The following is a 20,750-nucleotide window of genomic DNA, read 5'->3' as shown; positions in this document are numbered from 1 at the left end:
CCCGCCCGGGGAAACGCCGCTCAGTCGATCGGCCCGGTCAATGCGGCGTGGAAGGCCGCCGCCGTCGGTGCGGCGCGCAGCCGCGCCCGGGTTTCGGGCGCCCGCAGGCGGCGCGCGAACTTGGCGATCGGGTTCGGCGACCCCGCCGGCCCCTCGCTCGGGGACAAAACCACCACCACCAGATCGACCGGCTGATCGTCGATCGCCTGCCAGTCGATCGGCGCGGCGAGACGGGCCGCGAGCGCGAAGGGCGCGGCGAGGCCGGCGATCGCCGCATGGGGCATCGCCACGCCGTGGCCGACCCCGGTCGAGCCGAGCGCCTCGCGATCGGAAAGCGCCCGCAGAATCGTCGCCGGCTCGCCTCCGAGCGCCGTGGCGCAGCGCTCGGCGAGCCCGCGCAGGACGTCGTTGCGGGTGCGGGCGGCCAACCCGAGCACGACGGCTTCGGGTTTCAGATGGACGGACAAGGTCATCGGCGATCTCGGTTGGACAGGGACATCAGGTCGGATCCTGCTCGCGCAGGCGATAGCCGACCCCGGGCTCGGTTTCGATCACCGAGGCTGCGGCGTCGCTCGCGTCGACCTTCTGGCGCAACTGGCTGATGAACACCCGGAGATACTGGGCGTCCGCCGTATGGGCGCTGCCCCACACTGCGGACAGCAATTGGCGATGGGTCACCACCTTGCCGGCGTTGCGGGCGAGAACATGGAGCAGGTCGTATTCCTTGGGGGTCAGGCGCAGCCGTTCGCCGGCCTTGGTGACGGTGCGCTTCAGCGTGTCGACGACCAGATCGCCGGTCTCGACCACGCTCGCCTCGCCGCCGCTGGTCGCGGCATGGCGCAGCGCCGTGCGCACCCGCGCCAGGAGTTCCCCGACCCCGAACGGCTTGTTGACGTAGTCGTCGGCGCCGAGATCGAGGGCGGCGATCTTCTCGCTCTCGCGGTCGCGCGCCGACAGGATGATGATCGGCGTCTTCGACCAGCCGCGCACCGCCCGGATCACCTCCTTGCCGTCCATGTCGGGCAGGCCGAGGTCGAGCAGGATCACGTCGGGCGCACTCGCCGCCGCCGCGCGGATCGCCGTGGCGCCGTCTTCGGCGGTCACCACGGTGTAGCCCGAGGCCTCCAGCGCCGGCTTGAGGAAGCGGTGGATCTGCGGTTCGTCGTCGACGACCAGGACGCGGGCGGCGGTGGTCATGACGCGGTCTCCTCGATCTCGGGGCCGGGGCCGGCGGCGGGAAGCGGCAGCTCGACGGTGATCCGGGTGCCTCGGCCGTCGGCGATCGGGCTCGCGGCGGTGATCGTCCCGCCCATGGCGGTGACCACGCCGCGGCAGATCGACAGGCCGAGGCCGGTTCCGGCGGCGCGCCCGTCGCCGGCGGCGACCCGGTGGAACTTGTCGAACACCCGCTCCAGCTGGTCGGGCGGAATGCCGATGCCGTCGTCCTCGACCTCGATCACCGCGGTGCCGTCGCGGGGCGCGAGACGGAGGCGGGTGACGCCGGGCGGGTCGGAGAACTTCATGGCATTGTCGATCAGATTGAACAGCACCTGCTCGAGCAGCGTGGCGTTGCCCTCCAGCACCAGGGGGCGATCGCCGCCGGCCAGCACCAGGGTGCGGCCGGGGTAGAGCCGCGCGGCGCGGGCGACTGCCGCCCGCGCGACGTCGGCGAGATCGACCCAGTCGACGGTCAGCTCGAGATTGCCGGCCTCGAGCCGGGTCATGTCGAGCAGGTTGACCACGAACTGCGACAGGCGTCGGGTCTCCTCCTCGATCGCCTTCAGGAGGTCCTTGCGGGTCGCCTCGTCGAGCCGGTCGCCGAAATCGGCGAGGCTGGTGACCGAGCCGAGGATCGAGGCGAGCGGGGTCCTGAGATCGTGGGAGATCGAGGACAGGAGCGCCGAACGCAGCCGCTCGCTCTCGGCGCTCGCCGCCGCCGCGGTGGCCCGGTCGCCGAGCTGGATGCGCTCGGCGGCGATCGCCGTCTGGTCGGCGAGCGAGGCGAGGAAGCGCTCGTCGTCCTCCGACAGGCCGTGATCGGGATCGCTCGCGGCGTAGCCGATCACCCCGACCGTGCCGCTCGCGGTGACCAACGGCCGGAACTGCAGTTCGGCATTGGGCAAGGTCGGCGACCGCCGACCGGCGACCTCGCCGCGCTGGAAGGCCCAGCGCGCCGCGCCCCATTCGGTCACCCCCATCTCGACGTCGGGCGGGAAGGCGCCGATCAGATGGAGATCGCCGCCGGTCGCCAGCAGCGCCACCGCCGATCCCTGGATCGCCCCGGCGACCTGCGTGACCGCCGCCCACATCAAGGGCTCGAGCGCCGAAACGCCGGAGATCTTGCGCGAATATTCGTAGAGTGCCCGCGTGCTGCGGGCCCGCGCCAGGGCCGCCACCGCCTGTTCGTGGGCGCGGCCGGCGAGGCTGCCGACCGTGGCGGCGACGAACAGGAACACCACCAGGGCGAAGAGCTCGTGCGGCTTGGCCACGGTGAAGCTGTAGAGCGGCTCGATGAAGAAGAAATTGTAGGCGAGGAACGACAGCACTGCCGCCGCGACCGCGCTCGCCCGGCCGAAGCGCAGCGCGCACAACACCACCGCCGACAGGAACACCATCGACACGTTGGGCAGATCGACGACATGGGTCAGCCCGATGCCGACCCCGACCGACAGCGCGACCGCGGCGAGCGCCACGCCGAGCCCGACCGCGAGCCGCCGAGGATCCGGACCACGCGGCGGCGTCGCCTTGCGCGGCCGATCGCTCGCCCCGGTCACCACCTGCACCGAAATGTCGGCGGCCTGGGCGACCAGCTCTTCCGACAGGCCGCGGCGCCACGCCCGGCGCCACCAGGGCGGGCGCACCGAGCGGCCGATGACGATCTGCGACACGTTCTCGCGCCGCGCCCAGCGCAGGATCTCGGTGACCAGATCGGTGCCGATCACCCGCACCCGCTCCGCGCCCAGCCGTTCGGCCAGATGCATCGTCGCGTCGAGCCGGCGGATGCTCGCCTCGTCGGTCGCCGCCCTGTCGGGACGATCGACGTGCAGCGCCGTCCAGGTGGCGTTGAGCGCCTTGGCGAGGCGGGCGGCGACCCGCACCACCGCGTCGGAATGTTCGTCGGCGCCGACGCAGACCAGCAGCCGCTCGGCGGTCGGCCACGGCCCTTCGATGGCGTTCTGGCGCAGATACTGGAGCATCTGGTCGTCGACCCGCGCCGCGGTGCGCCGCAGCGCCAACTCGCGCAGCGCCGTGAGATTCGACGGCCGGAAGAAGTTGTCGATCGCCCGGGCGGCGTTCTCGGCGACATAGACCTTGCCCTCCTTCAGCCGCTCGATCAGCTCGTCGGGGGTCAGGTCGACCAGCACCACCTCGTCGGCGCGCTCCAGCATCCGGTCGGGCACCGTCTCGCGGATGGTCACGCCGGTGATCCGGCCGACCACGTCGGACAGGCTCTCGAGATGCTGGATGTTCAGCGCCGTCCACACGTCGATGCCGGCGTCGAGCAGTTCCTCGACGTCCTGGAAACGTTTCGGATGGCGCGAGCCGGGGGCGTTGGTGTGGGCGAGCTCGTCGACGATCAGCAGCGCCGGCCGGCGGGCCAGCGCCGCGTCGATGTCGAACTCCATCAGCGTGCGGCCGCGATGGACCACCGGCCGCCGCGCCAGCACCTCAAGGTCCTCGATCAGCGCCGCGGTCTCGGCGCGGCCGTGGGTCTCGGCGAGCCCCACCACCACGTCGACACCGTCGGCCGCCAGCCGTCGGGCGTTGGTCAGCATGGCGAAGGTCTTGCCGACCCCCGGCGCCGCCCCGAGGTGGATCTTGAGCCGGCCCCGCTCCTCCCGCTGGGCCAACGCCAGCAGCGCATCGGGACAGGGTCGCCCATCGCGGGAGGAGGTGGAGTCGGTCATGGCCGCCATCCTGTCACGACCGCGTCAGGCGATCGAGGGCGAGGTTGAGCTCGAGCACGTTGACCCGCGGTTCGCCGAAGATTCCGAGGTCGCGGCCCCGGACGCTTCCGGCGATCAGCGCCTCGATCCGGTCGGGGGCGAGGCCCCGCGTCGCGGCGATGCGTTTGACCTGCAGGCGCGCGAAGGCCGGCGAGATGTCGGGATCGAGCCCGCTCGCCGAGGTGGTTACCGCGTCGGCGGGCACGGTGGTCGCCCCGCTCTCGGCGATCAGCGCCTCGGTGTCGGCCTTGACCCGGTCGATCAGCTTGGCCGCCAGCGGCCCGAGGTTCGAGCCCGAGGAATTGCCGGCATTGTAGGGCGCGTCGACCGTCTTGGAGGAGTCGGCCGGGTCCGGCGCCGAGGTCGCCGAGGGGCGGCCGTGGAACCATTTGGGATCGGTGAAGCTCTGGCCGATCAGGGTCGAGCCGACCACGGTGTCGCCGGCGCGGATCAGGCTGCCGCCGGCCTGCCGCGGCAGGGCGACGGCGGAGAGGCCGGTGATCGCCAGCGGATAGACGACGCCGGTGAGAACGGTCAGCCCGGTGAGGAGCACGAAGGCGGGGCGCAGATGAGCGATCATGGGAGGTGTCCTCAAGCCAGATGCAGGGCGGCGACGACGAGGTCGACGGCCTTGATGCCGACGAAGGGCAGGATCAGCCCGCCGACGCCGTAGACCAGGAGATTGCGCCGGAGCACCGCCGCCGCGCCGACCGGACGATAGGCGATGCCCTTCAGCGCCAGCGGGATCAGCGCGACGATGATCAGCGCGTTGAAGATCACCGCCGACAGGATGGCGCTCTCCGGCGAGGCCAGCCCCATGACGTTGAGCCGGCTCAGTTCCGGCCAGGTCGCCACGAACAGCGCCGGGATGATCGCGAAATACTTGGCCACGTCGTTGGCGATCGAGAAGGTGGTGAGCGAGCCGCGGGTCATCAGCAACTGCTTGCCGATCGCCACCACCTCGATCAGCTTGGTCGGGTTGCTGTCGAGATCGACCATGTTGCCGGCCTCACGCGCGGCTTGCGTCCCCGACTGCATCGCCACGCCGACGTCGGCCTGGGCCAGCGCCGGGGCGTCGTTGGTGCCGTCGCCGCACATGGCGATCAGCCGGCCGTGGGTCTGTTCGGAGCGGATGTAGGCGAGCTTGTCCTGCGGCGTGGCCTCGGCGATGAAGTCGTCGACGCCGGCTTCCGAGGCGATCGCCGCCGCCGTGACCGGGTTGTCGCCGGTGACCATGACGGTGCGGATGCCCATGGCGCGGAGTTCCGCGAAACGCTCCTTGATGTCCGGCTTGACGATGTCCTTGAGGTGGATGACGCCGATCAGCCGGCCGTTTTCCGAGACCGCCAGCGGCGTGCCGCCGGTGCGGGCGATGCGGTCGACCGCCTCGCGGAAGGCCGCCGGGGTCTCGGCCAGCGTCGTGCCGAGGTGACGGATCACCGCGTCGACCGCGCCCTTGCGGATCGAGCGGCCGGGCAGGTCGACCCCCGACAGCCGGGTCTGGGCGGTGAAGGGCACGAACACCGCGTCGGCGGTGGACTTCGGCCCGGCGCCGCCGCTGCCCTGGGCGAGCGCGACGATCGAGCGGCCTTCCGGCGTCTCGTCGGCATGCGACGCGAGCCACGCGGCTTCGGCCAGCGCCGCCGCGCCGACCCCCGGCACCGCGACGAATTCCGTCGCCATACGGTTGCCGAAGGTGATGGTGCCGGTCTTGTCGAGCAGCAGCGTGTCGACGTCGCCGGCGGCTTCCACCGCCCGGCCCGAGGTCGCGACCACGTTGAAGCGGATCAGCCGGTCCATGCCGGCGATGCCGATCGCCGACAGGAGGCCGCCGATGGTGGTCGGGATCAGGGTCACCAGCAGCGCCACCAGCACGGTCACCGAGACCACCGTGCCCGAGTAACCGGCGATGCCCCACAGCGTCACCACGGTGATCAGGAAGATCAGGGTCAGGCCCGACAGCAGGATCGACAGGGCGAGTTCGTTGGGGGTCTTCTGGCGCGAGGCGCCTTCGACCAGGGCGATCATCCGGTCGATGAAGGTCGAGCCGGGCGCCGCGGTGATGCGGACCACGATCCGATCCGACAGCACCGTGGTGCCGCCGGTCACCGCCGAGCGATCGCCGCCGGATTCGCGGATCACCGGGGCGGATTCGCCGGTGATCGCCGATTCGTTGACCGAGGCCACGCCGCGGACCACTTCGCCGTCGGCGGGGATGACGTCGCCGGGCTCGCACACCACCAGATCGTCGAGCTCGAGATCCAGCGACGACACGCCCTCGAACAGGGAATCGTCGCCGTCGGGGAACAGCAGGCGCTTGGCGACGGTGTCGGAGCGGGTCTTGCGCAGCGCATCGGCCTGGGCCTTGCCGCGCCCTTCGGCGACGGCTTCGGCGAAGTTGGCGAACAGCACGGTGAACCACAGCCACAGGGCGATCTGGCCCTCGAACATCGGCGATCCCGCCCCGAGGACGAGATCCTTGACGAAGATCACGGTGACCACCGCCGCCACCACTTCGGTGACGAAGATCACCGGATTGCGGGCGAGACGGCGAGGGTCGAGCTTGACCACCGCGTCGAGGGCGGCGCGCCGCAGGATGGCACCGTCGAACAGCGAGAGTGCGCGGGCTTGGGAGTGCGACATGGAACGGTCCTCGCGAGGTCAGAAGGTGCGGCCGGTGGCCATCAGCAGGTGCTCGACGATCGGTCCGAGCGCGAAGGCCGGGAAGAACTGCAGGCCCCCCAGGATCAGGATCACCGCCACCACCAGGCCGACGAACAGCGGCCCGTCGGTCGGGAAGGTGCCGGCCGAGGCGGTACCCCGGGTCTTGACCACCAGCGATCCGGCCATCGCCATCACCGGCACGACGTAGCCGAAGCGGCCGAGGAACATGGCGATGCCGAGCGTCGAATTGAACCAAGGCGTGTTGGCGGAGAGGCCGGCGAAGGCCGAGCCGTTGTTGCCGGTCGCCGAGGCATAGGCGTAGAGCAGCTCGGTCAGTCCGTGCGGGCCGGCATTGGCGAGACTGGCCAGCGCCGTCGGCAGCATCGCCGCCACCGCGGTGAAGCCGAGGATCGACAGGGGCAGGATCAGCTGGGCGAGCATCGCCAGCTTCATCTCCTTCACCTCGATCTTCTTGCCGAGATATTCCGGGGTGCGGCCGACCATCAGCCCGGCGATGAACACGGTCAGCACGGCGATCACCAGGATGCCGAACAGGCCCGAGCCGACGCCGCCGGGGACGATCTCGCCGAGCTTGATCAGCAGCAGCGGCATGAACCCGCCGAGCGGCATGAAGCTCTCGTGCATCGCATTGACCGCGCCGGTCGAGGTGCCGGTGGTGGCGATCGCATAGAGGCTCGAGGCGGCGGTGCCGAAGCGGACCTCCTTGCCCTCCATGTTGCCCATCGTCGGATCGACGCCGAGCGCGGTCAGGAGCGGGTTGCCGCCGGCTTCCGCCCAATAGGCGACCACCAGGGCGCCGCCGAGGATGATCGCCATCACCGTGAGGATCGCCCAGCCCTGACGCTTGTCGCCGACCATCCGGCCGAAGGTGTGGGTCAGCGCCGCCGAGATCGCCAGCAGCGCCCAGATCTCCAGGGCATTGGTGATCGCCGTCGGGTTCTCGAAGGGATGGGCGGCGTTGGCGTTGAAGAAGCCGCCGCCGTTGGTGCCGAGTTCCTTGATCGCCTCCTGGGAGGCGACCGGCCCGAGGGCGATGATCTGTTTGGCGCCTTCGAGCGTCGTCGCCTCGACTGAGCCGGCGAGCGTCTGCGGCATGCCGAACGCGACGAAGGCGAGCGCCAGGACGATCGACAGCGGCAGCAGCACGTAGAGCGTCGAACGGGTCAGATCGACCCAGAAATTGCCGAGCGCCTCGCGTCCGGTCTTGGCGAAGGCGCGGATCATCGCCGCCGCCAGCGCCATGCCGGTCGCCGCCGACAGGAAGTTCTGGACGGTGAGGCCGACCATCTGGGTCAGATGGCTCATCGTGGTCTCGCCGCCGTAGGCTTGCCAGTTGGTGTTGGTGACGAAGCTCACCGCGGTGTTGAAGGCCAGCGCCGGATCGACCCCGTCGAAGCCCTGCGGGTTCAAGGGCAGCACGCCCTGGATGCGCAGGATCGCATAGAGCAGCAGGAAACCGGCGGCGTTGAACACCAGCATCGCCAGCGTATAGCCGAGCCACGACTGGGGTCGGACGGCGCGCTCGCCGGCGAGATGGAGGAAGCCGCGCTCCAGCGGCCCGAACACCGGGGAGAGGAAGGTGCGTTCGCCCGCATAGACCCGCGCCATGTGGGTGCCGAGCGGCACCACCGAGGCGAGGACGAGGGCGACGACGACGAGACACTGCAGCCAGCCGATGGCGGTCATGGCGGATCTCCGAAGAGGCGAGGGACTGCGGCGCTCAGTACTTCTCGGGGCGCAGCAGCGTGTGGAGGAGGTAGACGCCGAGGGCCACGGCGATCACCAGGGCGACGATCGGTTCGGTCATGATCGTCGCCTCACAGCCGGTCGCAGGCGCGAGCATAGAGGCCGGCGGCGGCGAACAGGCCGAGCGCCAGGGCGAGAAACACGAAATCGAGCATGGGGGAGCCTCCGGGAACGACGTTGGTCGACGTCGTTTCTGCGCCCGAAGCGCGTCAGGGATCGATCGGGAAGGTGGGGCCGGGATATAAGGGAGTCATAAGGACGGGGCGGCCGGTCGCGTGGAGCCGCGCCCGCCGCCAGAGCCGCGGATCCTCACCCGGTTCGATCGCCCTGCGGACGCGCCCGCAGGGCGATCGCATTTTGGATTTCGTCGAAACCCACATCCTCCCAATCGATCACATCTTGCCCCTGCCGTCGTCCCCGGCGAGCCCGAAGGGCGAGGGAAGGGGACCCGGAGGCCACACGGGAAACGCCGAAAGCCTACCAGCATACCCCCTGGATCCCCTTCCCCTGCGCGCCTTCGGCGCTCCGGCCGGGGATGACGGCCCGGGGTCGGGTTGGTTCTAAACGCGATGGCCCTGAACACCTCCGCGTCCGCAGTTGACATGTGTCATGAGTGCGGCCTACGATCCCCTCAAGCCGGCAGAAAGTCGGCACCAAGAACATCGGGGAGGTGTGCCGGACATGATTCCGCGAGCACGTAGTTTCGACCTCGACCACCGCACATCGAGACATCGCCACGATCGCGCCGGCGTGTCGGCCGCCTGAGTCCGTTCGCGGATCGGCGATGGCCGGCGTCGCCGGCTCGACACCGATCGCGAAGTCGCATCCTCCGGTCGGTTCCGCCTCCGGCACTCTCGAATTGCGCGCCTCCCGGGTCGGGCGGCGGTGTGACGTCCGGTCGCCCGAGGTCGCCTCCCGATGAGCTACCAGTTCGACTTCTCGTTCCTCGCCGACTATTGGCCGCTCCTGTTCTGGGGCACGGTCGCGACCATCCGCATGTCGGTGATCGTCACCTGCAGCGGCTTCGTCTTCGGCACGCTCTGCGCCGTCGCCAGCACCAGCCGCATCGCCGTCCTACGCAACCTCGTCGCCGTCTATGTCGAGGCGATCCGCAACACGCCGCTGCTGGTCCAACTGTTCCTGGTCTATTTCGGCCTGTCGTCGCTCGGGCTCCGCTTCTCCGCCGAGACCTCGGCGCTGATCGGCCTGACCATCAACGTCGGCGCCTATTCGAGCGAGATCATCCGCGCCGGCCTCGAAGCGATCCACCGCGGCCAGATCGAGGCGGCCGATACGCTGGGGTTTTCGCGGCTCCAGGTGCTCGCCGGGGTGATGCTGCCGCCGGCCTTCGAGAAGGTCTATCCGGCGCTGGTCAGCCAATATGTCCTCTTGATGCTCGGCACCAGCATCACCTCGCAGATCTCTGCGGAAGAATTGACCGGTGCCGCTTCGCGCATCCAGTCGATGACCTTCCGCTCCTTCGAGGTCTATCTGGTGATCCTCGGGGTCTATCTGGTGCTGTCCTTCGGCATGCGCGGCCTGCTGCGCCTGCTCGGCCTCGTCCTCTTCCCGCGCCTGCGGCGCCTCGGCACCAACCTCTAGAGGCCGCGATGTTCACCAATTTCGCCCTCATCCACGTTCAGGTGCTGCTCGGCGGACTGATCTGGACGGTGGTGCTGTCGCTGATCAGCTTCGTCTTCGGTGGCCTGATCGGCTTCGCCCTGGCGCTCGCAGGGGTGTCGAAGGTGCGCTGGGTGTCGCGGACCATCGCCACCTATGTCGCGCTGATCCAGGGCTCGCCGGTGCTGATCATCATGTTCGTGATCTACTTCGGCCTGCCGATCCTCGGCGTCGAAGTGGGCTCGCTGACCGCCGCCGGCATCGCCCTGGTGCTGTTCTCCAGCGCCTATCTCGGCACCATCTGGCGCGCCAGCCTGCAATCGGTGCCGAAGACCCAGTGGGAAGGCGCCGACTGTCTGGCCCTGACCTATGCCCAGCGCATGGGTCTGGTGATCCTGCCCCAGGCGATCCGCATCGCCACGCCGCCGACCGTCGGCTTCATGGTCCAGATCGTCAAGAACACCTCGCTCGCTTCGGTGATCGGCGTCGTCGACGTCACCTATGTCGGCAAGCAGGTCAACGCCGCGACCTTCCAGCCCTTCACCACCTATCTGGTGATCGCCGTCCTCTACTTCTGCCTGTGCTATCCGCTCTCGGTGCTGAGCCGTCGCTTCGAAAGGGCCTACAGTGTCAGCCATCGTTAAGTTCGACGACGTCCACCTGAGCTTCGGGGCCCTGAAGGTGCTGAAGGGCATCAGCTTCGAGGTCCAGAAGGGGGAAGTGCTGGTCCTGATCGGCCGCAGCGGCTCGGGCAAGAGCACCGCGCTGCGCTGCGTCGATCGCCTGGAGCGGATCAACGGCGGCGACATCGTCGTCTGCGGCCGCTCGATCTCCGACCCCAAGCTCGACCTGCGCGCCCTGCGCCAGGACGTCGGCATCGTCTTCCAGAGCTACAACTTGTTCCCCCACCTGACGGTCGAGCAGAACATCACGCTGGCCCCGCGCTGGGTGAAGAAGGTCGACCGGGCGACCGCCCGCGCCGAAGCTTTGCAGGTGCTGCGTCAGGTCGGCCTTGAGGAGAAGATCGACGCCTATCCGGAACAGCTGTCGGGCGGCCAGCAACAGCGCGTCGCCATCGCCCGATCGCTCGCCATGAAGCCGAAGGTGATGTTGTTCGACGAGGTCACCTCGGCACTCGACCCGGAACTGACCGGCGAGGTGTTGAAGGTCATCGAGGATCTGGCGCGCGGCGGCATGACCATGCTGCTCGTCACCCACGAGATGGCCTTCGCCCAGCGCATCGCCGACCGGATCGTCTTCATGCACCAGGGCCGGGTCTGGGAGGAGGGGCCGCGCACGCTGCTCGCCGATCCCCAGACCCCGGAACTGCGCACCTTCGTCGGATCGCGGCACTAGAACAAGAGCGGGACACCCCGCCGAGCCTGACAGTGGAGGAACACCCATGAAACGCAGAGATTTCGTCGTACTCGGCCTCGGCCTCGCCCTGAGCGGCGCCCTCGTCGCGCCGGCCAGCGCCGACGTGCTCGCCGACATCAAGGCGCGCGGCGTGCTGAAGGTCGCCATCGACCTCGGCAATCCGCCCTACGCGATGATGGACGCCGCCTTCAAGCCGACCGGCTCCGAGGTCGAGACCGCCGAGCTCCTCGCCAAGGACCTCGGCGTGAAGATCGAACTGATCAGCGTGCCGACTTCCGGCCGCATCCAGTTCATCGTCTCCGGCAAGGCCGACATCGCCCTGTCGACCCTGTCGATCACCGCCGAACGGCTCAAGGTGGTCGATTTCTCGATCCCCTACAGCGAGACCAGCATCGTCGTCGCCGCGCCCAAGTCCGCGCCGATCAAGACCTACGCCGATCTCGCCGGCAAGTCGGTCGCGGTCACCCGCGGCACGGTCAACGACACCCGCCTGACCGAGAGCACCGCCAATGTCGCCGGTGTCCAGATCGTCCGCTTCGAGGACGATCCGACCGCCAGCGCCGCCGTCACCTCCGGCCAGTTCGCCAACTACGCGACCTCGCGGCCGCTCCTGCAGGCGCTGATCAAGGCCAACCCCAAGGTCGATCTCGAAGAGAAGTTCGTCGCCCAGGCCTATCCGATCGGCGTCGCCATCCGCAAGGGCGAGACCGCTCTGACCCAGGCGATCAACCAGTGGATCCGCACCAACCTCGACAACGGCAAGCTGGTGGCGATCTACGAGAAGTTCCAGAACGCCAAGCTCGATCCGAAGCGCCTCCAGGAGATGGATCCGCCGCGCTGATCGAGGTCCCCGCACTCCGCCCGGGGGCGTTCGCGCCCCCGTCAGGCGGCCGCTCGGCCGCCCACACCGAAAGCTCGGAACTCGTGTGATGAAAGATCCATTCAGCGTTCAGGACAAGGTTGCGATCGTCACCGGCGGTCTCGGCCAACTCGGCACGGAGTTCTGTCGCACGCTCGCCGGCGCCGGCGCCAAGGTGGCGATCTTCAGCCGCCGCCCGGCCGAGCCGGCGCTGCTCGAGGCCAAGTTTCCCGGTCTGACCGACCGCATCCGCGTCCATGTCGCCAGCGTCACCGACAAGGAGGCGCTGGAAGCGGCGACCGCGGCGTTGATCGCCGAATGGGGCGTGCCGCACATCCTCGTCAACAATGCCGGCATCGATTCCAAGCCCTCCGGCTCGGCCGATCAGAACGCCCCCTTCGAGGTCTACCCGAAGCAATATTGGGACGAGATCATCGACACCAACCTGACCGGCGTGATGCTGTGCTGTCAGGTGGTCGGCTCGCGCATGGCCGAGGAACGCCGCGGCAGCATCATCAACGTCGGCTCGATGTACGGCATGGTCTCGCCCAATCAGGCGCTCTACGCCTACCGCGAGAAGCGCGACGGCAAACCCTTCGTCAAGGCGATCTCCTACGCCGCCTCCAAGGCCGGCCTGCTCAACCTGACCCGCTATCTCGGCACCTACTGGGCGCCCAAGAACGTCCGGGTCAATCTCGTCACCTTCGGCGGGGTCAAGACCGCGACCTTCGACAAGGAGTTCATCGACGCCTTCCTCGAGCGGGTGCCGATGGGGCGTCAGGCCGAGATCGAGGAGTTCGGCGGGGTCGTGCAGTTCCTCGCCTCCGACGCCTCGACCTACATGACCGGATCCAACGTGGTGGTCGACGGAGGATTCACGGCTTGGTGACACGGGCTCTCCCCGAGGGCGGCGGGCGCGCCGCGCGACGCGGCATCGAGCGCGACAAGCTCCACGTCTCGGTGGTGCAGGCGCTCGAGGCCCAGGTGCTGTCCGGCGCCCTGAAGGTCGGCGAGCGTCTGCCCTCCGAGGCCGAGATCGCGCGGATCCACAACGTCAGCACCCGCTCGGTCCGCGAAGCCCTGCAGATCCTCGAGACCAAGGGCTTCGTGCGCCGCCGCCACGGCGAGCGGGCGATGGTGGTGCGCGACGACGTCGACGAGTTCCTCGGCTCGCTCGCGGTCACGGTGAAGCAGCTCTTCGCCGACCGGCCGGACTATCTCGTCCAGCTGATGGACGTGCGGCGGATCCTCGAGAGCGAGGTGGTGCTCCGCCTCGCCACCCTCGGTCGGCCGATCCGCGAGGTCGAGGCGGCGCTCGCCCAGATGGCGACCGCGGCGACCGCCGGCGACCAGAGCGCCTTCACCGACGGCGACGCCGCCTTCCACCTCGCGCTGGTCCGCGCGGTCGGCAACCAGATCCTCAACGTCCTCTACGACAACCTGTTTTCGATCATCGTCGACATCATCCGGGTGTCCAGCCGGGTCCCGCCGAAGTCGCTCGCCGAGGGCTTCGCCGAACACGAGGACATCTACCGACTGATCATCCGCGGCGACGCCGCGGGCGCCGTCGCGGCGATCCGCGATCAGATCGACCGTAGTTCGGACTACCTCGGGGTCATCCTCGCCAACGCCGCCCTCCAACGCAGAGAGTCGAATCGATGACCGAATGGGACTATTCGCAGACCGATTGGGACGCCGTCCGCCGCTTGTCGCGTTGGTATTCCGGCGACGTCCACGACAGTCTGGAACGCCTCGGCGGCTTCGGCCATCTCGCCGGCATCACCCTCCAGGGCCGGCTCGCCCCCGGTCAGGTGGTCTGTGGGCCCGCGGTGACCGTGCAGTTCGCCCCGAGCCCGCGCAAGGGCCAGCCCCAGGACGTCTATCACCACGCCATCGACAACGTGCCGGCAGGCGCGATCCTGGTCGTCGACGCCTCCTGCGCGCCGGGCTCCTGCTCGGGCGAACTGATGTCGTCCGGCGCCAAGACCCACGGCGCGGTCGCCACCATCGTCGACGGCACGGTCCGCGACACCGCGCAGGTCCAGGCCCTCGGCTATCCGCTGTTCGGCCGCGCCCGCAGCCCGGTGTCGGTGTCCGGCAAGATGGAACCCAAGCGATCGCAGGTGCCGATCACCGTCGCCGGGGTCCGGGTCGAACCGGGCGACGTGATCTTCGCCGACGTCGACGGCGTGGTGGTGATCCCCAAGGCGATGGTCGCTGCGGTCGCCGACGAGGCCGACCGGCTCGGCCGCGACGAGGCGGCGGCCCGCGACCGCGTCCTCGCCGGCGAGAAGCTCCAGGCGATCTGGCAGGTCTCGCCCGACATCGCCTGAGCGTCGACCCTCTCGCCGCGCCGGCCGCGTTGCTGTATCTCGGGCGCATCGTCACGCGACGGCCCCGCGCCCCTCGGTGCGGGGCGTCCGCACAGAGAAGCCGCCCATGCCCCCCGTCGCCACCCGCGAAGGCGCGATCGCCCGCGCCGCCGATCATTTCGCCTCCGGCGCCTTCCGCGCCGATCTCGGCCGCCGCGTCGCGATGAAGACCGAAAGCCAGGCGCCCGACCGCGCGGTCGAGCTGCGCGCCTATCTCACCGAAGAGATGATGCCGAGCCTCGATGCGCTGGGTTTTTCCGCCACCGTCATGCCCAATGCGGTGATCGGCCACGGCCCCTTCCTGCTCGCCGAGCGGCACGAAGGCGACCACCTGCCGACCGTCCTGATCTACGGCCACGGCGACGTGGTGCTCGGTCACGAGGGCCGCTGGCGCGACGGCCGCAGCCCCTGGGAGGTCACCGTCGACGGCGATCGCTGGTACGGCCGCGGCACCGCCGACAACAAGGGCCAGCATTCGATCAACATCGCCGCCCTCGCCCAGGTCGTCGCCGAGCGCGGAACTCTCGGCTTCAACGCCAAGATCCTGATCGAGATGGGCGAGGAGACCGGCTCGCCCGGCCTGCGGGCGCTCGCCGAGACCCATCGCGCCGCACTCGCCGCCGACGTGCTGATCGCCTCCGACGGACCGCGGGTCGGCGCCGAGCGGCCGACCGTGTTCCTCGGCTCGCGCGGCACCCTCGACTTCGAATTGACGGTGAACCTGCGCGAAGGCGCCCATCATTCCGGCAATTGGGGCGGGCTGCTCGCCAATCCCGGCATCGTGCTCGCCAACGCCATCGCCGTGCTGGTCGACGGCCGCGGCCGGATCCGCCTGCACGCCCTGCGCCCGCCGGCGATCCCGCCGGCCGTCCGCGCCGCGCTCGCCGATCTCTCGGTCGGCGGCGGCGTGAACGATCCGGTGATCGATCGCGACTGGGGTGAACCGGGCCTCACCCCCGAAGAGCGGGTGTTCGGCTGGAACAGCCTCGAGGTCCTGGCCTTCGAATGCGGGACCCCGAGCGCCCCGGTCAATGCCGTGCCGGCCTCGGCCAAGGCGGCGCTGCAACTGCGCTTCGTGGTCGGCACCGATCCGAGTCGGGTGATCGACGCGATCCGCGATCACCTCGAGGCGGTCGGCCTGCGCGACGTGACGGTGACCCCGGGCCGCATGGAGGTCTTCGCCGCCACCCGACTCGATCCGACCGACCCCTGGGTCGACTGGGCGCTCGCCTCGCTCGCCCGCACCACCGGCAAGAAGCCGGCCTTGTTGCCCAATCTCGGCGGCTCGATCCCCAACGACGTGTTCTCCGAGCTCCTCGGCCTGCCGACCCTGTGGGTGCCCCATTCCTATCCGGCCTGTTCGCAGCACGCCCCCGACGAGCACCTGCTCGGCTCGGTCGCCGAAGAGGCGCTCCGCATCATGACCGGCCTGTTCTGGGACCTCGGCGAGACCGGCGCCGCCATCAAGGAGGCGCGCCGCGCATGACCCCGACCGCAATCGCTCTGAAGGACTGGCTCGCGCCGCGTCGCGCCGAGATGGAGGCGCTCCTCGCCCGCATCGTCGACATCGATTCCGGCAGCCGCGACGCCGTCGGCATCGACGCGGTCGGCGAGGCGCTGGCCGCGAGCCTGGAAGCCGACGGCATCGCCGTCACGCGGTTTCCGAACGCCACCTGGGGCGGGGCGATCCGCGCCGAAGTGCCGGGTCGGAGCGGCGGCGCGCCGGTTCTGCTGATGGGCCACCGCGACACGGTGTTCCCGAAGGGCACGGTCGCCACCCGCCCGTTCAGCCGCGACGGCGACACCGCCTTCGGCCCCGGCGTCGCCGACATGAAGGGCGGGCTGGTCGTCGACGTCTTCGTGCTCCGGGCGATCAAGGCCGTGGGCGGGCTCGATTTCCCGGTGGTCGCGCTGTTCACCGCCGACGAGGAGGTCGGCTCGCCCTCCGGCCGCGCGGTGATCGAACGCGAAGCGACCGGCGCCCGCGCCGCCTTCAATGCCGAACCGGGCCGCGCCTCGGGCAATGTCGTCACCGGCCGCAAAGGCGGCGTCACGCTCGACATCGAGGTGCGGGGCCGGGCCGCCCATTCCGGCGTCGCCCATGCCGAGGGTCGCAGCGCCATCGGTGCGCTCGCCGCCAAGATCACCGCGATCCATGCCCTGACCGACTATGCCACCGGCACCACCACCAACGTCGGGGTGATCCGCGGCGGCCGCACCCACAACACCGTCGCCGACTTCGCCGCGGCGGAAGTCGACATCCGCTTCCTGGCGGTCGCCGAACTCGACGGCATCCTCGCCCGCATCGAGGCGATCCTGGCCGAGGACGACGTGCCCGACACCGTCGCGACCTACACCCGCGGACCGGTCTTCATGCCGCTCGAGGCGGAGCGCTCCGCGGCGCTGTTCGAGCGCTACCGCGCGGCCGCCGCGGCGGTCGGTTTCGCGGTCGATGGTGAGTTCACCGGTGGCTGCGCCGATTCCGGCTTCACCGCGGCGCTCGGCGTGCCGTCGTTGTGCGGCCTCGGACCGGTCGGCGGCGCGGCCCACACCGAACGCGAATGGTGCCGGCTCGACACCCTGGTGCCGCGCGCCCAGGCGCTCGCCGTCACCGTCGCCGGCCTCGCCGACTGAAGAGGGTGGCGCCGGAGGCCGCGATCGGCCTCCGGCTCTCGTCCGCTCAGCCGTTGCGATAGGTGTAGCTGTAGCCGTTGAGCGCCGGGGCGCCGCCGAGATGGGCGTAGAGCACCTTCGATCCCTTGGGGAAGAAGCCCTTCTTCACCAGGTCGATCAGGCCCTGCATCGACTTGCCCTCGTAGACCGGGTCGGTGATCATCGCCTCGGTGCGGGCGGCCAGCCGGATCGCCGCGTTGGTCTCGGCGCTCGGCACGCCATAGGCCGGGTAGGCGTAGTCTTCGAGGATGACGATTTCGTCGTCGCGCACCGGACGGCCGAGTTCGACCAACTCGGCGGTGCGGTCGACGATCGCGCGGACCTGGGCGCGGGTCTGGGCCGGGGTGCCGGAAGCGTCGATGCCGATCACCTTGTCGGCGCGGCCGTCGGCGGCGAAGCCGACGATCATCCCGCCCTGGGTCGAGCCGGTGACCACGCAGACGATGATGTAATCGAATGTGAAGCCGAGCTCGGCCTCCTGATCGCGCACCTCTTCGGCGAAGCCGACGTAGCCGAGGCCGCCGAATTTGTGCACCGAGGCGCCGGCCGGGATGCCGTAGGGTTTGCCGCCGGCGTCGATCACCGACTGGATCGCGTCCTCCCAGCTCTTGCGGATGCCGATGTCGAAACCGTCGTCGACGATCCGGCTGTCGGCGCCCATCAGGCGGGTCAGCAGGATGTTGCCGACCCGGTCGTAGACCGCGTCCTCGTGCGGCACCCAGGATTCCTGCACCACCACGCATTTCATGCCGATCTTGGCGGCGGTGGCGGCGACCATCCGGGTGTGGTTGGACTGCACCCCACCGATCGACACCAGCGTGTCGGCACCCGACGCGATCGCGTCGGGCACGATGTATTCGAGCTTGCGCAGCTTGTTGCCGCCCATGGCGAGGCCGGAGTTGCAGTCGTCACGCTTGGCCCAGATCTCCACGTCGCCGCCGAGCGCCGCGGTCAGGCGCGGCAGACGCTCGATCGGGGAGGGGCCGAAGGTCAGCGGGAAACGTTCGAATTTGTCGAGGCGCAGCATGGTCGTCTCCGGGTTGATCGACCGCGAGGCTAACATCCTCCGCCGTGAAAGGTCCTCCCGAAGTGGCGGCCAGAATTTGGCGAATACCTCGAGCGATGCTAGGAAAACGAAAACCGACGTCCGAACGGATCGGAAATATGAAAGATTCTTTCACCGAGATCGAACTCGACCGCGTCGACCGCCGCATTCTCCACCTGCTCCAGGGGGATGGCCGCATGGCCAATGCCGATCTCGCCGAGGCGGTCCACGTCAGCCCGGCGACCTGCCACCGCCGCGTCCGGCGGCTGGTCGAGGCGGGCTGCATCCGCGGCTTCCGTGCCGAGATCGAGCCGCGCGCCGTCGATCGCGGCACGCTGGTGATCGTCGGGGTCGAGCTCGACCGCTCGACGCCGGAGAGCTTCGCCGACTTCGCCACGGCGGTGCGCAGGCTGCCCTTCGTGCTCGACTGCCATCTGGTGGCCGGCGACTTCGATTTCTTCCTGAAGATCCGGGTGCGCGACATCGCCGACTTCAACCGCCTGCACGGCGAATTGCTGATCGCCCTGCCGGGCGTGCGCCAGACCCGCACCTTCTTCGTGATGAAGGAGATCATCGACGCCGCCGCGCTCGATTTCTGAAGCGCGGCCCGAATCGCAAGCCGCCGCTCAGCGGTCGTCGAGCAGCGGCTCGATGCGCGTGATGTCGGCCTGCGGGCCGAGGGTGTCGCGGGCCGAGCGCCACAGGGCGAGCAGGTGGTCGAGGGCCGGGGTGGTGGTCCCGGTCTCGCGGGCGAGCTCGGCGGCGATGGCGATGTCCTTGCAGAACAACTCGAGCGACTGGCCGAAGTCGAGGGTGCCGGTCACGACGTGGCGCGGCAGCTTGACCTCGGTGGCGTGGCTGCGCCCCGAGCCGGCGCTCCACACCGCGAGCATGGTCGCGGCATCGAGTCCGAGCCGGCGGCCGATCACCAACGCCTCGGTCGCGGTCCACAAGGTGGCGGCCGAGAGATAGTTGTTGAGCGCCTTGACCGCATGGCCCGATCCGACCGGCCCGACCCGCGTGACGTCGGCGCACATCAGCCGGAGAATCGGCAGGCAGCGGGCCAGCGCCGCCGCGTCGCCGCCGACCATGGTGGTCAGGCGACCGTCGCCGGCCCCGGCCATGCCGCCGCTGACCGGCGCATCGAGGAGCACGGTGCCGCGCGCCGCGAGGTCGGCGGCGAGCGCTCTCGTGTGGGCCGGCGTGGCGGTCGACATGTCGATCACCACGGCGCGGGGGCGCACCGTGCAGGCGCCGCCGGGCCCGAGCAGCGCCTCGCGGACGTGGCGATCGGTCGGCAACATGGTCAGCACGATCGTGCCGAGCAGGTCGGCGCCGTGCGCCGCGGTCGCCACGCCCCGGGCGGCGAAGGGCTCCAGCGCCGCCGGTACGACGTCTGCGACGGCGAGGGCGACGCCGCCGTCGAGCAGCCGTCGCGCCATCAAGGCTCCCATGCGGCCGGCTCCGATGAACAACACGTCGTCGGCCATGTCGGTTCCTCCGTTCGGGGGATGGGGCGCACCGGGACCCGGCGCAGGTCCGGTCAATGGGGACGGGTCGCGGCGGCGGCCAGCATGATCGCCATGTCGGCGACGCCGGTGCGGGCGTCGATGTCGTCGTGGAGGCCGGCCATCCGCCGAGCGAAGCCGCGCAGCAGCCGCACCGAGTCGGCATCGAGCGCGGCGATCAGACGCGCGAACTCGAGCGCGCGGGCGAAGGCCCGGCCCGGATCGACGAGCTCGGTGACCATGCCGATCGCGAGGGCTTCCGACGCCGGGACGGGCCGGCTGGTCAGCGCCAGTTCGAAGGCCTTCTTGAACGGCACGAACTTGCCGAAATAGGACAGCACCACCAGCGGCGGCAGGCGGTGGGACATTTCCGGCAGGGCGAAGACCGCGTCGGCTGCGGCGATCGTCACGTCGCACTGGGTGGCGAAGCCGCAGCCGAAGCCGAAGGCCCGGCCTTCGACCGCCGCGACGAAAGGCACCGGCGAGGCCCGCAGCCGCGCGTTGACCTGGAGGATAAAGTCGAGGTCGTCGCGGATCGCCGCGGCTTGCGTCAGACCCTTGGCGCCGACCCGCCCCTTACAGAAATGCCCGCCCTCGCCCGACACCACCACCGCCCGGAGTCCCGGCGTGGCGATGACCGTGTCGAGGGTCGCGGCGAAGTCGAGGAGACCGGCCGAGGAGATGGTGTTGTCGTCGGCGCTCCGCGTGAATTCGACGCCGAGAATGCCGTCGCCGTGATCGTCGATCTTCATGTCGCTCTCCGAAGGGGATGGGGAAGGGGATGGGATCCGGAAGCGGGCCGCGCCCGGGCCGCGGCGCGCCCGCCCGATCGGACCGTCGGCTTGACGGAAACAATGTATGACGTTACGACGGTCATACGATAAACCACCGAGGCGCCCGTCCCGCGACGGCGCCGCG

20 protein-coding genes are annotated in these 20,750 nt (G+C 69.8%); 10 read left to right on the top strand and 10 right to left on the bottom strand.

Annotation, left to right across the window (positions count from 1 at the left end):
* Nucleotides 1-20 precede the first annotated feature (20 nt).
* From EYW49_RS01195 to kdpF, 7 genes are read right to left on the bottom strand one after another with little or no spacing between them, the layout of a single operon-like run.
* Nucleotides 21-473, bottom strand: a complete 453-nt coding sequence (locus EYW49_RS01195) for a PTS sugar transporter subunit IIA (RefSeq protein WP_131305078.1) — start codon at nucleotides 471-473, stop codon at nucleotides 21-23.
* A 25-nt stretch (nucleotides 474-498) separates the two neighbouring features.
* Nucleotides 499-1,197, bottom strand: a complete 699-nt coding sequence (locus EYW49_RS01190) for a response regulator (protein WP_131305076.1) — start codon at nucleotides 1,195-1,197, stop codon at nucleotides 499-501.
* On the bottom strand, nucleotides 1,194-3,908 hold the full coding sequence (locus tag EYW49_RS01185) for a sensor histidine kinase (protein WP_131305074.1): 2,715 nt from the start codon (nucleotides 3,906-3,908) through the stop codon (nucleotides 1,194-1,196). Before EYW49_RS01185 ends, EYW49_RS01190 begins: the two co-directional genes overlap by 4 nt.
* 13 nt (nucleotides 3,909-3,921) lie before the next feature.
* The gene (gene kdpC, locus EYW49_RS01180) at nucleotides 3,922-4,527 is read right to left on the bottom strand and encodes a potassium-transporting ATPase subunit KdpC (RefSeq protein WP_131305072.1); all 606 of its coding nucleotides are present in this window, start codon (nucleotides 4,525-4,527) and stop codon (nucleotides 3,922-3,924) included.
* 11 nt (nucleotides 4,528-4,538) lie between these two features.
* Complete coding sequence (gene kdpB, locus EYW49_RS01175; protein ID WP_131305070.1) at nucleotides 4,539-6,590, bottom strand: potassium-transporting ATPase subunit KdpB; 2,052 nt, start codon at nucleotides 6,588-6,590, stop codon at nucleotides 4,539-4,541.
* A gap of 18 nt (nucleotides 6,591-6,608) precedes the next feature.
* The gene (gene kdpA / locus EYW49_RS01170) at nucleotides 6,609-8,318 is read right to left on the bottom strand and encodes a potassium-transporting ATPase subunit KdpA (RefSeq protein WP_131305068.1); all 1,710 of its coding nucleotides are present in this window, start codon (nucleotides 8,316-8,318) and stop codon (nucleotides 6,609-6,611) included.
* 34 nt (nucleotides 8,319-8,352) lie between these two features.
* On the bottom strand, nucleotides 8,353-8,475 hold the full coding sequence (gene kdpF / locus EYW49_RS01165) for a K(+)-transporting ATPase subunit F (RefSeq protein WP_131305060.1): 123 nt from the start codon (nucleotides 8,473-8,475) through the stop codon (nucleotides 8,353-8,355).
* Nucleotides 8,476-9,296: 821 nt separating this feature from the next.
* On the opposite strand from kdpF, the gene EYW49_RS01160 reads away from it, so the two are divergent.
* From EYW49_RS01160 to EYW49_RS01120, 9 genes are all read left to right on the top strand, one after another.
* The gene (locus EYW49_RS01160; protein WP_131305058.1) at nucleotides 9,297-9,980 is read left to right on the top strand and encodes an amino acid ABC transporter permease; all 684 of its coding nucleotides are present in this window, start codon (nucleotides 9,297-9,299) and stop codon (nucleotides 9,978-9,980) included.
* An 8-nt stretch (nucleotides 9,981-9,988) separates the two neighbouring features.
* Nucleotides 9,989-10,642, top strand: coding sequence for an amino acid ABC transporter permease (locus EYW49_RS01155; RefSeq protein ID WP_131305056.1), 654 nt, complete (start codon nucleotides 9,989-9,991; stop codon nucleotides 10,640-10,642).
* Entirely contained in the window at nucleotides 10,626-11,354 is a 729-nt protein-coding gene (locus EYW49_RS01150; RefSeq protein WP_131305054.1) for an amino acid ABC transporter ATP-binding protein, read from the top strand. Before EYW49_RS01155 ends, EYW49_RS01150 begins: the two co-directional genes overlap by 17 nt.
* A 46-nt stretch (nucleotides 11,355-11,400) precedes the next feature.
* Complete coding sequence (locus EYW49_RS01145; RefSeq protein ID WP_131305052.1) at nucleotides 11,401-12,216, top strand: transporter substrate-binding domain-containing protein; 816 nt, start codon at nucleotides 11,401-11,403, stop codon at nucleotides 12,214-12,216.
* A gap of 88 nt (nucleotides 12,217-12,304) precedes the next feature.
* Complete coding sequence (locus EYW49_RS01140; RefSeq protein ID WP_131305050.1) at nucleotides 12,305-13,123, top strand: SDR family oxidoreductase; 819 nt, start codon at nucleotides 12,305-12,307, stop codon at nucleotides 13,121-13,123.
* Nucleotides 13,120-13,896 carry a FadR/GntR family transcriptional regulator gene (locus EYW49_RS01135; protein ID WP_165498088.1) on the top strand — a complete coding sequence of 259 codons (777 nt, stop codon included), beginning with the start codon at nucleotides 13,120-13,122 and terminating at the stop codon, nucleotides 13,894-13,896. The genes EYW49_RS01140 and EYW49_RS01135 overlap by 4 nt, the downstream gene beginning before the upstream one ends.
* Entirely contained in the window at nucleotides 13,893-14,567 is a 675-nt protein-coding gene (locus EYW49_RS01130) for an RraA family protein (RefSeq protein WP_131305048.1), read from the top strand. The genes EYW49_RS01135 and EYW49_RS01130 overlap by 4 nt, the downstream gene beginning before the upstream one ends.
* Nucleotides 14,568-14,673: 106 nt before the next feature.
* Nucleotides 14,674-16,092: a M20 family metallopeptidase gene (locus EYW49_RS01125; protein ID WP_131305046.1), complete on the top strand. Its 1,419-nt coding sequence runs from the start codon at nucleotides 14,674-14,676 to the stop codon at nucleotides 16,090-16,092.
* Nucleotides 16,089-17,240 (top strand): M20 family metallopeptidase, encoded by a 1,152-nt coding sequence (locus EYW49_RS01120; protein WP_131305044.1) that lies wholly within the window; start codon nucleotides 16,089-16,091, stop codon nucleotides 17,238-17,240. Before EYW49_RS01125 ends, EYW49_RS01120 begins: the two co-directional genes overlap by 4 nt.
* A gap of 46 nt (nucleotides 17,241-17,286) precedes the next feature.
* Here EYW49_RS01120 and EYW49_RS01115 read toward each other — a convergent pair whose 3' ends face one another.
* Nucleotides 17,287-18,306, bottom strand: coding sequence for a 1-aminocyclopropane-1-carboxylate deaminase (locus EYW49_RS01115; protein ID WP_131305042.1), 1,020 nt, complete (start codon nucleotides 18,304-18,306; stop codon nucleotides 17,287-17,289).
* A gap of 137 nt (nucleotides 18,307-18,443) precedes the next feature.
* On the opposite strand from EYW49_RS01115, the gene EYW49_RS01110 reads away from it, so the two are divergent.
* Complete coding sequence (locus EYW49_RS01110; RefSeq protein ID WP_131305040.1) at nucleotides 18,444-18,923, top strand: Lrp/AsnC family transcriptional regulator; 480 nt, start codon at nucleotides 18,444-18,446, stop codon at nucleotides 18,921-18,923.
* 27 nt (nucleotides 18,924-18,950) lie between these two features.
* Here EYW49_RS01110 and EYW49_RS01105 read toward each other — a convergent pair whose 3' ends face one another.
* Together EYW49_RS01105 and EYW49_RS01100 are read right to left on the bottom strand one after the other, a co-directional pair.
* Nucleotides 18,951-19,814: an NAD(P)-dependent oxidoreductase gene (locus tag EYW49_RS01105; RefSeq protein ID WP_131305038.1), complete on the bottom strand. Its 864-nt coding sequence runs from the start codon at nucleotides 19,812-19,814 to the stop codon at nucleotides 18,951-18,953.
* Nucleotides 19,815-19,867: 53 nt separating this feature from the next.
* Nucleotides 19,868-20,584: an enoyl-CoA hydratase/isomerase family protein gene (locus EYW49_RS01100; protein WP_131305036.1), complete on the bottom strand. Its 717-nt coding sequence runs from the start codon at nucleotides 20,582-20,584 to the stop codon at nucleotides 19,868-19,870.
* Between the last annotated feature and the right edge of the window lie 166 nt (nucleotides 20,585-20,750).

Source organism: Siculibacillus lacustris, assembly GCF_004328075.1.
Classification (GTDB): Bacteria; Pseudomonadota; Alphaproteobacteria; order Rhizobiales; family Ancalomicrobiaceae; genus Siculibacillus; species Siculibacillus lacustris.
This window is presented reverse-complemented; position numbering and strand designations above follow the sequence as displayed.

Coding starts and splice junctions, on each gene's coding strand:
- EYW49_RS01195 (WP_131305078.1), bottom strand. CDS start 473: ATGACCTTGTCCGTCCATCTGAAACCCGAAGCCGTCGTGCTCGGGTTG.
- EYW49_RS01190 (WP_131305076.1), bottom strand. CDS start 1,197: ATGACCACCGCCGCCCGCGTCCTGGTCGTCGACGACGAACCGCAGATC.
- EYW49_RS01185 (WP_131305074.1), bottom strand. CDS start 3,908: ATGACCGACTCCACCTCCTCCCGCGATGGGCGACCCTGTCCCGATGCG.
- kdpC (WP_131305072.1), bottom strand. CDS start 4,527: ATGATCGCTCATCTGCGCCCCGCCTTCGTGCTCCTCACCGGGCTGACC.
- kdpB (WP_131305070.1), bottom strand. CDS start 6,590: ATGTCGCACTCCCAAGCCCGCGCACTCTCGCTGTTCGACGGTGCCATC.
- kdpA (WP_131305068.1), bottom strand. CDS start 8,318: ATGACCGCCATCGGCTGGCTGCAGTGTCTCGTCGTCGTCGCCCTCGTC.
- kdpF (WP_131305060.1), bottom strand. CDS start 8,475: ATGCTCGCGCCTGCGACCGGCTGTGAGGCGACGATCATGACCGAACCG.
- EYW49_RS01160 (WP_131305058.1), top strand. CDS start 9,297: ATGAGCTACCAGTTCGACTTCTCGTTCCTCGCCGACTATTGGCCGCTC.
- EYW49_RS01155 (WP_131305056.1), top strand. CDS start 9,989: ATGTTCACCAATTTCGCCCTCATCCACGTTCAGGTGCTGCTCGGCGGA.
- EYW49_RS01145 (WP_131305052.1), top strand. CDS start 11,401: ATGAAACGCAGAGATTTCGTCGTACTCGGCCTCGGCCTCGCCCTGAGC.
- EYW49_RS01140 (WP_131305050.1), top strand. CDS start 12,305: ATGAAAGATCCATTCAGCGTTCAGGACAAGGTTGCGATCGTCACCGGC.
- EYW49_RS01130 (WP_131305048.1), top strand. CDS start 13,893: ATGACCGAATGGGACTATTCGCAGACCGATTGGGACGCCGTCCGCCGC.
- EYW49_RS01125 (WP_131305046.1), top strand. CDS start 14,674: ATGCCCCCCGTCGCCACCCGCGAAGGCGCGATCGCCCGCGCCGCCGAT.
- EYW49_RS01120 (WP_131305044.1), top strand. CDS start 16,089: ATGACCCCGACCGCAATCGCTCTGAAGGACTGGCTCGCGCCGCGTCGC.
- EYW49_RS01115 (WP_131305042.1), bottom strand. CDS start 18,306: ATGCTGCGCCTCGACAAATTCGAACGTTTCCCGCTGACCTTCGGCCCC.
- EYW49_RS01110 (WP_131305040.1), top strand. CDS start 18,444: ATGAAAGATTCTTTCACCGAGATCGAACTCGACCGCGTCGACCGCCGC.
- EYW49_RS01105 (WP_131305038.1), bottom strand. CDS start 19,814: ATGGCCGACGACGTGTTGTTCATCGGAGCCGGCCGCATGGGAGCCTTG.
- EYW49_RS01100 (WP_131305036.1), bottom strand. CDS start 20,584: ATGAAGATCGACGATCACGGCGACGGCATTCTCGGCGTCGAATTCACG.